This window comes from Bacillus sp. N12A5 (assembly GCF_026790125.1).
Lineage (GTDB): Bacteria > Bacillota > Bacilli > Bacillales > Bacillaceae > Bacillus.
The window spans coordinates 313,836-327,533 of sequence record NZ_JALAMR010000002.1 but is presented as its reverse complement, the minus strand read 5'-3'; the positions used below and the strand labels follow the sequence as shown (position 1 = coordinate 327,533).

Annotated in this window: 11 protein-coding genes and 1 pseudogene; 2 read left to right on the top strand and 10 right to left on the bottom strand. The window is 47.5% G+C overall.

Features of this window, described 5'->3' with window-relative positions; translation table 11 throughout:
- Positions 1-4 precede the first annotated feature (4 nt).
- From ykfB to proG, 8 genes and pseudogenes are all read right to left on the bottom strand, one after another.
- Positions 5-1,092: pseudogene (gene ykfB, locus MOC09_RS02075) on the bottom strand (L-Ala-D/L-Glu epimerase); the annotation flags it as partial.
- Complete coding sequence (locus tag MOC09_RS02070) at positions 1,089-2,048, bottom strand: S66 peptidase family protein (protein WP_268367043.1); 960 nt, start codon at positions 2,046-2,048, stop codon at positions 1,089-1,091. The pseudogene ykfB and the gene MOC09_RS02070, both read right to left, overlap by 4 nt.
- 87 nt (positions 2,049-2,135) lie before the next feature.
- A complete protein-coding gene (gene dppE / locus MOC09_RS02065; protein WP_268367042.1) occupies positions 2,136-3,767 on the bottom strand; it encodes a dipeptide ABC transporter substrate-binding protein DppE in 1,632 nt (543 codons plus the stop codon).
- 20 nt (positions 3,768-3,787) lie between these two features.
- Positions 3,788-4,795 (bottom strand): ABC transporter ATP-binding protein, encoded by a 1,008-nt coding sequence (locus tag MOC09_RS02060; protein ID WP_268367041.1) that lies wholly within the window; start codon positions 4,793-4,795, stop codon positions 3,788-3,790.
- Positions 4,796-4,799: 4 nt separating this feature from the next.
- The gene (dppC, locus tag MOC09_RS02055) at positions 4,800-5,762 is read right to left on the bottom strand and encodes a dipeptide ABC transporter permease DppC (RefSeq protein ID WP_268367040.1); all 963 of its coding nucleotides are present in this window, start codon (positions 5,760-5,762) and stop codon (positions 4,800-4,802) included.
- A 5-nt stretch (positions 5,763-5,767) separates the two neighbouring features.
- Complete coding sequence (gene dppB / locus MOC09_RS02050; protein WP_268362920.1) at positions 5,768-6,694, bottom strand: dipeptide ABC transporter permease DppB; 927 nt, start codon at positions 6,692-6,694, stop codon at positions 5,768-5,770.
- Between the two features lie 16 nt (positions 6,695-6,710).
- Positions 6,711-7,535, bottom strand: a complete 825-nt coding sequence (dppA, locus tag MOC09_RS02045; RefSeq protein ID WP_268362921.1) for a D-aminopeptidase DppA — start codon at positions 7,533-7,535, stop codon at positions 6,711-6,713.
- Positions 7,536-7,663: 128 nt separating this feature from the next.
- A complete protein-coding gene (gene proG / locus MOC09_RS02040; protein ID WP_268369380.1) occupies positions 7,664-8,482 on the bottom strand; it encodes a pyrroline-5-carboxylate reductase ProG in 819 nt (272 codons plus the stop codon).
- A 171-nt stretch (positions 8,483-8,653) separates the two neighbouring features.
- On the opposite strand from proG, the gene htrA reads away from it, so the two are divergent.
- Together htrA and MOC09_RS02030 are read left to right on the top strand one after the other, a co-directional pair.
- Positions 8,654-10,012: a serine protease HtrA gene (gene htrA, locus MOC09_RS02035; protein ID WP_268369378.1), complete on the top strand. Its 1,359-nt coding sequence runs from the start codon at positions 8,654-8,656 to the stop codon at positions 10,010-10,012.
- A 158-nt stretch (positions 10,013-10,170) separates the two neighbouring features.
- The gene (locus tag MOC09_RS02030) at positions 10,171-10,347 is read left to right on the top strand and encodes a hypothetical protein (protein ID WP_268369377.1); all 177 of its coding nucleotides are present in this window, start codon (positions 10,171-10,173) and stop codon (positions 10,345-10,347) included.
- 173 nt (positions 10,348-10,520) lie between these two features.
- On the opposite strand, the gene MOC09_RS02025 is transcribed toward MOC09_RS02030, so the two are convergent.
- A complete protein-coding gene (locus MOC09_RS02025; RefSeq protein WP_268360140.1) occupies positions 10,521-11,492 on the bottom strand; it encodes a glycosyltransferase family 2 protein in 972 nt (323 codons plus the stop codon).
- A gap of 11 nt (positions 11,493-11,503) precedes the next feature.
- The gene (locus MOC09_RS02020; protein WP_268369376.1) at positions 11,504-13,693 is read right to left on the bottom strand and encodes an ArnT family glycosyltransferase; all 2,190 of its coding nucleotides are present in this window, start codon (positions 13,691-13,693) and stop codon (positions 11,504-11,506) included.
- Positions 13,694-13,698 lie beyond the last annotated feature (5 nt).

The window sequence follows — 13,698 nt, the reverse complement described above, 5'->3', positions numbered from 1 at the left end:
TTATTTCCCCCTTCAAAAGCGCAGTCCGGTGATTCCGAGACCCGGTCTGTCAGGCATCGTAACCGTGCTGCCGCTGTAAGTTATGCCGCCTTTGATGACATCTGTTTTCAGCATCAGCGGCGCGTCAAAATCAAAGCGTGTGATGTTTCTTTTGCTTGCCGCGAAATGCGCCGCGGCCGTAATGCCCAGCTTTGTTTCGATCATGCTGCCGACCATGCACTCCACACCGCACGCCTCAGCCATGGCATTGATTTTCTCTGCACCGCTGATGCCGCCTGCTTTCATCAATTTAATATTAATCAAGTCAGCACTCCGGGTTTGCAGAACTTCGAACGCCTGCCGCGGCGTAAAAACACTTTCATCGGCCATAATCGGCGTGTCTGTCGCATCTGTCACCTTTTTGAGACCAGTGAGATCATCTTTATGGACAGGCTGCTCGACAAGCTCAATCCCCAGACCGGCATCCTCCATTTTCCGAATGGCAGTTATCGCTTCCTTCGGCGTCCACCCCTGATTGGCGTCTAAACGAAGTTTCACGGCTGTCCCGACACGTTTTCTGATTTCCTGGATACGAGCGATATCTGTTGCAATATCATTCTTTCCGACCTTTATTTTCAGCGTTTGAAACCCTTGTTTGAGATAATTCTCGGCATCCGCTGCCATCTCATCAGGGAAGTTGACACTGACGGTATAATCCGTTTCCAGCGTATCTCGGTATCCGCCGAGCATTTGGTATAACGGCATTCCGCACATCTGCGCCCAGCCGTCGTATACCGCCATTTCAACAGCCGCCTTAGCGCTCTGGTTTCCTGTAAGGAGATGCTGGATGTCGTGCAAAATGGCCTCACTGCCGGACAGGCTTTTTCCAAGCAGTGCCGGCTTCAAGACATTGTGAATGGCACTTTCAATGCTATCCATGCTGTCTCCAGTAATCACCATCGTCGGAGGCGCTTCTCCCCATCCGATCGCACCGCTGTCATAAGTGATCCTTACGATGACCGATTCTGCTGTATACACAGTGCGAAGTGCGGTTTTAAACGGCTTTGTCAGCGGCACGGCGATTCGGCTTGTTTCTATTTGAGTGATTTTCATGTCTTCAGCGCCCCTTCTGAAACGCCCGCCTCGATGACGACTGTTTTTTCTGCTGTATTCATAGCCGCTTTTGCGCCGAACGGAACGGCGATACTTGGCGAGCAGTGGCCGATTTTAAATCCTCTCAGAGCAGGCTTGCCCGCTGATACAATATAGTCTTCCAGCACCTGCTCAAGGGAGAGGGATTTCTCTCTCTTCACCGGGACACAATTATGAAAATCACAAACAAGAATGCCGGCGGCTTCTGTCAGCTTCCCTGCCATTTTCAGCTGATTCAGCATCCGGTCAATTTGATACGGCTCCTCGTCAATATCTTCAATGAATAGAAGCTTTCCTCTCGTATCTATTTCAAACGGTGTGCCCAGTGTAGACGTCAGCAAAGACAGATTTCCCCCGACAAGCTCGCCTTCAGCTTTTCCAGGAACAAGCACCGACAGCGGAGAAAGCTCTTCTGTATAGGTGAATTCTGTCTCTTGGAAAAGCTGCTCATACGATGCTTTAGTCAGCGGGTGAACGTCTTCAAGCCCAATATCTGAGCTGAGCATCGGGCCATGGAAGGTGACAAGGCCTGTGTTTTGATGGATGGCAGTATGTAAAAACGTAATATCGCTGTATCCCCAGAAGATTTTAGGATGTTTGCGGACTAAGCTGAAATCAATGCCGGCGGCGATACGTCCAGTCCCAAAACCTCCGCATGCGCACAGTATTGCTTTTACCTCCCCGTCCCTGAACATCTCATGGAGATCGGCCAGCCGCTCATCATCCTGTCCCGCCAAATAGCCGTGCTGGTTTTTCAGCGCCTTGCCCAATTTCACCTGAAGACCGAGCTCTTCTAAAAATAAAAGCGCGGTTTCAAGCTTTTTTGGATCCGGCGGGCTTGCGGGCGCAATCACTCCGACTGTGTCACCCTTTTTCAGCGCTTTCGGCTTGTGATTCAATCGAATCACTCCTTTCATTTGCTCTGCACCCTACGTATACGTGCAAGAAAGAGAAAAAATACCGCTCCTTCACTTAAAGAAGCAGTATTTTCTCAATCGCCGGCGTTAGTTTTTATCTGCCCATTTTAAATCGATGTAGCCAACAGGATGCCGAACGATTCCCTTTACATTTTCGTTTTGCAAGTTGACCTGATTATAGAAATAAACCGGAATAATCGGCGCTTCATCGATCAGCAGCTTTTCTGCTTGATGCATAAGGGAGAAACGCGTTTTTTCATCGGCTTCATGTTTCGCCTGCTTGATCAGCTGATCGTATTCTTTATTGGCCCAGCCTGTGCGGTTCATCGAATTTCCTGTTTGGAAGGCTTCCAGAAAACTGATAGGGTCGGCGTAGTCAGGCAAAAATGAGCTTTGAGAGAATTGGAATTTCAGCGCTTTCTGATCCTCTAAAAATACGTTCCATTCCATATTGGCCAGCTTCACGTCGACGCCAAGAGTATTTTTCAATTTTTGCTGAATCGCCTCGGCAATCTTTTTATGCTCCGGCTTTGTGCTGTAAGTAAGGGTGATCGCAGGAAGCTTCTCATAGTTTTCTTCCTTCATGCCCTTTTCCAGCAGCTGCTTTGCTTTGCTTTCATTTGGCGTCAGCAGGTCTCCGCCCGCTTCACGGAAATCCTTGCCGTCAGGCTGTGTAAATCCAGGCGATACAAAGGCGCGCGCCGGTTTTTCATTGTTTTTTGTGACGTACTTTACAATTTCCTCTTGATCCACAGCCATCGCAAAGGCTTTTCTGATGTTTTCATTTTGGAACGGCTCCATGTTCACATTAAACCGGTAGAAATATAGACCCGCCTGGTCAACAATGCTGACGTTGTCCTGGTCCAGCAGCTGATCGCTTAACTCAGCAGGAACGTAAGCGGTATCCAATTCCCCAGACTGAAACATCTGGTAATCTGTATTTCTGTCACTGACCATCGCCCATTTCACCTTATCAAGCTTCACGGTGCCTTTATCCCAATACGTGTCGCTTTTCTCCATTGTGATGCTGTCATCATGCTTCCACTCCGTCAGCTTAAACGGCCCGTTCCCGACAAATGTATCCGCCTCAGCAAACCACTTCGGATTTTCTTTATCGACCTTTTCATTAACTGGAAAATAGGCCGGATTGGATACGACGCTGAGAAAATATTTTTGCGGCGCTTCAAGCGTTACTTCCAGGGTTCGATCGTTCTTTGCCGTCACCTTCACATCGTCTTTTTTTCCTTTCCCGCTGTTATACGCTTCGCCGCCTTCAATAAAATAGCCGAGAAACGCTGATGAAGCGCCTTTTTTCGGATCAAGCATCCGCTTCCACGCGTATTCAAAGTCTCCGGCAGTTACCGGATCTCCGTTTGTCCATTTCGCATTTTCCCGTATCGTAAATGTGTAGGTTTTTTTATCTTTTGACACAGACCACTTTTCTGCCATTGCCGGTTCAGGCTCATTATCTTTCCCAAGGCGCGTCAGCCCCTCCATGATGTTATTCAACGGCTGCCACGACACATTATTAAAACCGATCGGCGGATCGAACGAAGTCGGTTCATTTTCGTTATTTAAATACAGTACCTTTTCTCCGCTTGTTTTTGCTTTGTCGCTACCGTTTTCTTTTCCGGCCTGTTCGTTTGCTGTACATCCCATCAGCGCAAACGAAAGCCCCAATGCAAGGCCCATCCCCCAAAGCTTTTTCACTCGTTTCATTCTCTTCCCCCTTTTCGTGGTCAATCCTTCGCATCTCCGGACAGCGCCGCATGCTCAGCCCGTTGATCCTGCAGCCAGCAGTTGACGGTGTGCGTGTCAGATCTGATGGTCTCCCCCGGGTATATCCTGTCACACACGATCATCCTGTTCGGACAGCGGGCGGCAAATGGACAGCCTGGCGGAGGTGAAAATAAATCCGGCGGTGTTCCGTCGATCGGAATCAGCTCCGCGCCATCCAAATCCAGACGCGGGACAGAGCCCAGCAGCCCTTTTGTGTATGGATGCTGCGGCTGATAAAAAATATCTTTTCTCGTACCGATTTCCGCTATTTTTCCGGCATACATGACGGCAACTCTGTCAGCAACCTGGGCAACGACCCCTAAATCGTGTGTAATCAAAATGACAGACACATTCGTTTTTCTCTGAATCTCTTTAAACAGCTCCAAAATCTGTGCCTGAATGGTCACGTCAAGAGCAGTGGTCGGTTCATCTGCGATTAAGATGTCAGGCTCGCAGATCAGCGCCATCGCAATGACGATCCGCTGCCTCATGCCGCCGCTGAGTTGGTGGGGATACTGCCTCAGGCGCTCTTTGGGATCGGGAATGCCGACCAATGACAGCATGGAAAGCACCTCTTCCCTGACCGCCTTTTTGCTCATTTTTTTGTGGCGCAGAAGCGCTTCCCCCAGCTGATCTCCGACAGTCAGCGTCGGGTTTAACGCCGTCATCGGGTCTTGAAAAATCATAGAAATGTCGGCTCCCCTTATGCTTCTCATTTCTTTGTCAGAGAGACGGCAAAGGTCTTTTCCTTTAAATCGAATGCTGCCTTCTGTCACTTTCGCCGAATAAGGCGGAAGCAGACCCATGATGCTTTGGGAGGTAACGCTTTTGCCGCAGCCGGATTCGCCGACGATTGCAAAGGTTTCACCTTGATATAAATCAAACGTCACCCCTCTGACCGCCTGAACCGTACCGCCGTAAGTCGTAAAAGAAACGTGCAGATTTTTGACTGACAGAACTTTTTCCATATAGCTACCTCCTCAGCTTAGGGTCGAGCGCATCCTGCAATCCGTCTCCCAGCACATTAAACGCATACATCGTCAATGAAATGAAAAAGGCCGGAAAAAACAGGCGCCACCAATGCCCTGATAAAATCGTAGGCAGGCCGTCATTCGCCATCACACCCCAGCTGGCAAACGGGGCCTGTATGCCGAGACCGAGAAAGCTTAAAAAGGATTCTGCGAAAATAGCGGCAGGTACGGTTAATGTCATTTGTACGATAATTGCCCCCATTGTATTCGGCAGGAGATTCTTTCGGATGATGCGAAAGGTTTTCGCTCCAAAAGTTTTCGAGGCGAGTACATATTCATAATTTTTCAGTTGAAGCACCTGGCCTCTTACAATTCTCGCCATGCCGACCCATCCGGTGACCGTCAGCGCCACAATAATAGTGCCCAGCCCAGGCCCCATCAGCACCATCAGCAAAATGACAACAAGCAGATACGGCAGGCCGTACAGCACTTCGATCACCCGCATCATGATGCTGTCAGTCCTGCCGCCTTTATAGCCGGCAACGCCTCCATAAATGACCCCGATCACAAAATCAATCAGCGCTGCCATGACTCCGACAAATAACGAAATCCTCGCTCCGTACCATGTTCGGGTAAACACATCCCGGCCGAGTTCATCGGTGCCGAACCAATGATCGGCTGAGGGCGGGAGGTTTTGTTCGGCCAGCGATTGGCGCGCGACACTATGGGGTGATAAAAGAGGTCCGATAACTGCCATGACAAATAGAAATAAAAGAATAAAAAGTCCCGCCATCGCTAATTTATTTTTCTTCAGCCTCCTCCAGGCATCCTGCGTGTATGACAAACTCGGCCGCTTGACCGAATCGGCTTCCCGATTTTTTTCGTGATTTGAAACAAACCACTCATCCGGCACCTGAATGTGCTGCTCTGGCTGGCGTTCATCCGTTTGTACAGGGAGATTCACACGCTTCACCCTTTCTTATGCAGTTTAATGCGCGGGTCTAAGAGACCGTAGGCCAAGTCGACCAAAAACAGCATGATGATCAAAATGACGCTGTAAAAAACGGTCGTTCCCATAATCACGGGATAGTCCCGCTGATTAATACTTTCAACAAAATACTTTCCCATTCCGGGAATGGCAAAGATTTCTTCAATGACAAAGCTTCCTGTTAAGATGCTGGCAACAAGTGTGCCCAGTACGGTAATGACGGGCATGAGTGCATTTCTGAGTGCGTGTTTTACGATAATTTTGAACGGAGAAAGCCCTTTTGCTTTTGCTGTGCGGATATAATCTTGTGTCAGGACTTCGACCATGCTTGACCGTGTAAGCCTCGCAATAATCGCCATTGGCCCAACAGCAAGCGCTGCGGTCGGAAGCACCATATGGATCGGGCTCGTCCATGTAGCAGCGGGAAATAGTTTGAGATTGACAGCAAATTGCTGAATAAGCAATGTTGCCAAAATAAAATTCGGGATGGAGATACCGAGTACCGCGAGACTCATCGCGGCGTAATCCAAAAAGCCATTGCGGCGGAGCGCAGCGACTATGCCCAGCACCAGTCCGGAGATCACAGCAATGACAATCGCTGTCATTCCAAGCTCAAAGGAAACGGGAAATCCGCGTTCCAGCATATCATTTACGCTGTCTGACGGTTTTTTAATTGAAGGTCCGAAATCGAATGTAATGATGGATTTTAAGTAGAAAATGTATTGGAAAATGAGAGGATCGTCTAAGTGATAGTAGGCTTCGAGATTTTTTTGTACGGCTTCATTAGTGCCCCTCTCCTCGTTAAAAGGAGATCCGGGAATGACCTTCATGAGAACAAAAGTCAGGGTGGTAATCACCAAAATCGTAGCTGCCATTGCCCAAAAACGCTTTATCATGTATCGCGCCAAAGCCTAACACACCCCTTTAGCAGAATGATGTCCGCATCGCAAGCTCAGTCATGACAAGCATCGCCCGATAGGCTTCAAGCATGTCCTTTGCCTGAAATTGAACGGTTGTGGTTCCCGGCTTTATTTCAGTTCCCGGCATCAGATTCGCCCATTCTGCCTGGCCGTAATTGGCGAACTCAATGCTCAGAACCGGTCTGTCAGGCGGTGTGAGCGGTTTGACTTTGTCCTTGTTTTGCAGGGCAAAGGCGGTTTTTTCTGTCAGCAGCCGGCCGGCTTTCGCGGGGGACAAACACTTCACTGCGGATCTTGAAATGGTTTGTTTAACAGCGGCTGTCGTAACATTCGGAATGAGCTCTTCCGCTTCCTTCGCCGCACGGTCGTCTCCGGCTACCATAATGACCGGGACATCATAATAACCGGCAACGTATGCATTTAACCCGAGCTCACCGACGGGCCGATCGTTTATGTAAAAATGACGGACGCCGAAAATCATGCTGTGTGACATCACACCGGGAGTCGAAGCTCTCGCATGATAACCGAGAAACAAAGCGCCTGTAAACGTTTCATCCAGTCCCTCTACCATTGAAAAAGGTTTGACGTCACCGGAAATCAAATCTGCTTCAGGGTGAAGCTTTTCAATCATCAGATTATTCATCTTCGAATGGCTGTCATTGACCAGCACCTCGGTACACCCGCTGTTAAACGCTGAGGTGATACAGTAATTTGCCTCTTCAGTCATGATGAGCCGCCCGCGTTCGTAATTTCGCTTGCCGGAATCTACAAAGGTATCGTCCGGAAGACCCGAAATACCTTCCATATCTACTGACATGTACAGTTTCATAACGCTCCTCCTTTTTTACTAAATTATGAATATTCTAACAAATTATATTAAAAAAAGAGGAAAAATGCAATATAGCTGGAGAAAATCGCAACGATTCGGTGATAAAAAAAGAATCCTCTTTCAAGGATTCAGGTCTGTTTCTCTGCCTGTTTTGTAAGGAGCTCATATTTTTTCAGCGTTTTTTCAAACACCTGGTCAAAAACTTCCGGCACAGAGCCGCGTATGACCTCAGCTCCCTCTCCGGTAATTCCCCCTTTCGTTGCGACACGTTCCAGCGTTTCCTCGAAAGACATATTCTTTTCGATCAGCATCTTGCCAGTTCCGTATAGCGAATGAATCAGAAAATCAAAGGCTTCTTCTTTGGACAGGCTGCTGTTTCTGACAGCAGACAGCGCCAGTTCTTCGAAGACGGCAGCTATAAACCCCGGTGCCGAGCTCGTCAAGTTGCTGGCAGCATCCACATTCGATTCTTTGATTTCATGTACACGGCTGAAAACCGATAACAATGCATTCAGGCGTTCTTTTTTATCCGTTGCCAGCGCTTCACCGTGAACGACAAGCGAGATGCCTGCTTCTGCTTCGGACGTAATGCTCGGAATGACACGTGATATACCGGCTTCGGTTTCAGCCTCCAAAAGCCGCAGCGGCACCCCGGCAGCAATGGATACGATATGTGTATTCCTGTTCACATACGGGTGCAGACGGCGCATTGTTTCGATGACATGGAGCGGAGGGACACATATCAAAATCAAACGGCATGTTTCGGCCCAGTTCTCAAGCGAATCAGCCGATACGTTTGGATAATCTGACAACAGCGCCTGCAGCCGCTCCCCCCTCGTTTTTGTTTCAATAAAAAGATCATTCTCCTTTATTTGTTCATGCTTCAACAGCTGCCTGGCGATCATATCGGCCATGCTGCCATATCCAATCAATCCAATCTGTTCCATCGACTCAGTCCTTTCATATACAATAAACAGTGTACCGTTTTCCGCCCTTTTTCACAATTTCCCATAATCTTTTCATTTTTATCCCACAGTTTTTGTTTATGATAAACTCAAGTCATAAACCTATCATAATCAAATTAAAATGAGTGAAAATAGAGAAACGGAGTGAACATGATGGATAACTATCGTGACGAAAACAGAACGGATGGAAATGAGAATGAGGTCTTTCTAGCAAAAGAAAACGACCAGAGCACCTCTTACTCAGCCCGCAATGTCATACATGATCAGGAGAAGAAAAAACGAGGCTTCGGATGGTTCAGACCGCTTCTCGGCGGAGTGATCGGCGGCAGTCTCGCCCTTGGGATTTACACGTTTACACCGCTTGGCGACCATGATTCTCAGGACGCTGCAAAACAGTCATCCAGCGAGCAGCAGACACAATCAGTTACAGCTAAAAGCACGTCCTCTGAATCTAGCAAAAGCTCATCAAGCGCTAGCGGCTCATCTGCATTCAAGAGCGAGGATTCTTCTAAAATCTCAGATATGGTGGAAGACCTTTCACCGGCGATTGTCGGCATCACAAATCTTCAGGCTCAGTCAAACAGCTCTTTGTTCGGATCTGGCTCATCTGATTCCAGTGAAGATACAGAAAGCGGTACAGGATCGGGTGTCATTTTCAAAAAAGAGAACGGCAAGGCTTATATCATTACGAATAACCACGTCGTAGAAGGAGCATCTTCACTGAAGGTCTCTTTATATGACGGCACTGAAGCGACAGCAAAGCTGGTAGGCAGTGACTCGTTAACAGATTTAGCGGTCCTCCAAATCAGTGATGACCACGTAACAAAAGTGGCAAGCTTCGGCGATTCATCTGATCTCAGAACAGGCGAAACCGTCATTGCGATTGGAGATCCGCTCGGAAAAGACTTGTCCCGCACAGTGACGCAAGGAATTGTAAGCGGTGTGGACAGAACGGTTTCAATGTCAACATCAGCCGGCCAAACAAGCATTAACGTGATTCAAACTGACGCGGCGATTAACCCAGGGAACAGCGGCGGTCCGTTGTTAAATACAGACGGCAAAATTGTCGGCATTAACAGCATGAAAATCAGTGAAGATGATGTTGAGGGCATCGGATTTGCAATTCCAAGCAACGACGTCAAACCGATTGCTGAGGAATTGCTGTCCAAAGGACAAATTGAACGTCCGTATATCGGTGTCAGCATGCTTGATTTAGAACAAGTGCCGCAAAACTACCAGGAAGGCACACTCGGTCTGTTCGGCAGCCAGCTGAATAAGGGCGTATACATCCGCGAGGTCGCTTCCGGCTCTCCTGCTGAAAAGGCTGGATTGAAGGCAGAGGATATTATCATCGGCCTGAAGGGCAAAAAAATCAATACAGGCAGTGAATTGCGCAATATCTTATATAAAGACGCAAACATCGGTGACACCGTTGAAGTAAAAATCCTCAGAAACGGCAAAGAAATGACGAAAAAAATCAAACTCGATCAAAAAGAAGAAACAACTTCTTAAAAAAATAGCGCCTCAGCCCGCAAAAGCGGACTGAGGCTTTTTATTGACCAAAAGACCTGATCGTACTATGAAACTTTCTGCCTAGGCATCCGTATATCATACAGACTGACATCATTCTCATCAGATGCACGAGATATCGTTTGCTAGGAGGTATAAACATGAAAACCATGGGATTGAGTATGATCTGCGCCGGATTGGCTTTTCTATTGCTGAGCTTTCTTCTTACTGAATCGACATTGGCGTGGGGAGCTGTACTGGGTGCCAGTATTCTATTAAACGTCACTGGTACGGCAGTGATCATGCGTTTCTTAAAAGCCCCGCAATATCACAGCTGACATGCAGCAAAGCCTAAGGTTGAAAACTTTTTTAGGCTTTGCTGTTTTTATTTCAGCATGCCTGAACGGCAGTACAAGTTTGCAATCCCTTATTCCCATATGTCTATCAGCATCTTTTCCATTGATTCATGCAGAATAAAAAACCCCAGTCCTTAATGGACAGGGGTTTGTGATTATGACATATGCTGGTCTCTGTAGAATCTTTTATTTTCAATTCCATACGATTTCTGAACGATGTAAAGCGGTCTGTCTTTAGCTTCATCATAGATTCTGCCGATATATTCGCCGATCATCCCCAGAATTAGAAGAACGATGCCGCTGAACAGGAGCTGGATCACAACAAGTGATGACCAGCCTGTAATCGTGCTGTCTGTAAATAGCTTCAGATAGAGCACGATAAACATATACAGAAATCCTGCACCTGACATGAGAATCCCCGCATAGCTTGCCAGCTTCAGCGGTTTGTGTGAAAACGTCGTGATGCCATCCATTGACAGCTTCAGCATTTTTTTCAGCGGGTACTTTGTTTCTCCGGCGAGCCTTTCATCACGTACATACTCGACTGCTGTCTGTTTGAAGCCCACCCAGCTGACTAACCCTCTGACAAAAGGATTTTTTTCTTTTAACCTCTTCATTTCATCACAGACTTTTCTGTCCATGAGGCGGAAATCCCCCGTATCAATCGGGATATCAATATCTGTCATGCTGCTGAGAAGCCGGTAAAACATAGCCGCAGTTTGTTTTTTGAAAAAGGTTTCCCCTTTTCGTTTTGTCCGCACGGCGTACACAACCTCATAGCCTTCCTTCCATTTTTCAATCATATCTAAAATCAATTCAGGAGGGTCCTGCAAATCGGCGTCAATGACGACGATTGCATTCCCCTGTGCATAATCCATACCTGCTGTAATGGCGATCTGGTGCCCAAAGTTCCTTGAAAAATCAATGATCTTCACTCTCGGATCGATCAGGCTGTGTTCTCTTAAAATATCAATACTGCGATCTTTGCTTCCATCGTTGACAAAAAGCAGCTCGTAGTTTTCCTTCGTTTGATCCATGACCTCTTTTAAGCGCTGATAGGTTTCATGAATGACAAGCTCCTCATTATACACAGGTACAACAATGGAATATTGAATATGTCTGCTCATGTTTTCTCCTCCTATTCATCAGCATGTAATTCGTATAATGTAGCCGACTGATTCATTCCGCCAGGTCCGCCGCCCATTTGGCCGTTTTCGCCCGAAGCCTTGCTACTGCTTGATGTATCGGCTGAATCAGTATTGTCTGTTTTCTGATCAGATGATGTTTGTTGTTCAGAACTTGATTGCCATTTATCTGATGACACTTCTATTCCGTTTTTCTCTACCCATTCAACAATGTCATTGTTTCCGCCTCTTCCTCTTTCAGAAGCTAAGAAGTATTTCACCTTTCCTTCTTTTACAAGCTTTTTAAATTGAGTCAGCGTGATAGCCGGGTCAGAACCGCTGAATCCGCCGATTGTCATAACAGCTTTCTTCGTTTTGATAATATATGGAGCAGCTGTGTTCGAGTCGGTTGTGGCGAATAGGTATTCAGCTCCGGAGTTATTCTCCTCTAAATAGTTGATGAGTTTTTCATTTACAGTTGCATCAGACATTCTCATGCCTTTTCCGCTGGTTGAAGCGAGCTGAGGACCCGTTTCAGGCTGTGAGCTGTTGCCTCCATACAGAAGCGGTGTGCTTGCCCAATAAATCGGCATCACCAGCAATGCGAGAAGAGCTGCAAGGGATACATAATAACTGATCGGTTTTTGGCGCTGTTTGAACAGCAGCAGAGCAATCGCTGACAGCGCGCCGAGAACGCCTACACCAATGCTCCAGCCCGCTCCGATCTGATCGTTGTAGTTCCTGAGAATAAACAATTCAAATGCAGTTGTCGCAATAATCGCTGCCGGCAGAAGCCATGATTTCCAGCCTGTCTGATTGCGGTACAGATGAACAAGAGCAACCCAGCCCGCACCGACTAGAGCCGCAATCGGCGGTGCCAGCATAATGAGATAATAGTGATGGAAAAATTCTGCGACACTGAAGAATCCGGCAATCGGTACAAGCCATGCGACCCAGAACACCGTTTCCTTCTGTTCAGCAGATAGCCTTCTTCTTTCTCTCGCGCCTGCAATCAGTAAGCCTGCGATTCCAAAAATTGCAAATGGCAGAAGCCAGCTGATTTGATCCGATAATTCTTGTTGGAAAAGCCGCAGCGGACCAGGTGTTCCCGTTCCGAACATTCCTGAACCTGATTGCATTTTCGAGCCGGTTCCTGTACCGCCTTTCCCTCCGTCTCTGCCAGGTCCGCCTTGTCCGCCATCTCCTCCGCTCGGAGGGCCTCCTTGACCGCCGCTTGGCATTTCTCCGTTGCTTGGCATTTGGCCATTGGCTGGAGGTTGCGTCATATTGGCATTTGATGATTTGTCATCACTTGAAGAGCTGCTGCTGGATGACTGATTAGGCGGTGCTTGCGTGTTATCGGAAGAAGACATTTCTTTTGAAGCGTCTCCGTTTGTCCCACCCTGGCCGCCGGAATTTTGGCCTGTCAGCCGCTGAATCCCGTTATAGCCGAAAGCCAATTCTAAAACAGAGTTGGTCTGGCTGCTTCCGATATAAGGCCGTTTGCTTGCAGGGACATTGTCAACAATGAGCGGCCATGATAACGAAACGGCTGCTAATACGGCAAATGCACTTACCAACGAAATGATTTTTTTCTTCATCGTGGCGTTTGCCGCAATCAGATAGAACAATAAGAAGGCCGGTAAAATCATATAAGCCTGAAGCATTTTTGTATTGAAACCTACTCCAACGACGAAAAATGCCGCTAACAGCCAGATCAGCTTTCCTTTTCTGATGGCTTTAAAGAGAAGCCATGTAGCCAGCAACAAGAAAAATACCAGTAATGCATCAACATTGTTTGTACGTGCTACGGCTACTGCAATTGGCGTACAGGCCATAACAAATGAGGCAATGCGCGCCGCCGTTTTTCCGAATGCCGGCTTTATCAGCAGGTACATGAGAAGTACTGAGCCTACACCCGCCAATGCCTGAGGGAGAATGACACTCCACCCATGCATACCGAATATCAGCGCACTGATCGTTTGGATTTGGTATGTAACAGGCGGTTTATCAACTGTTATAAAGCCGGCAGCATCGAACGAAGCATAAAAGAAATTATGAAAGCTTTGCATCATACTTGTAACTGCCGCGGTGTAATAAGGATTCACCGTGTCGTCCTTCCAAATGTTATAGATATTTAAGAATGCAGATGCGAGCAAAATGAGGATGAGGACGATATCCAGCTCGCGTTTTTTCTTTTCCACGTGTT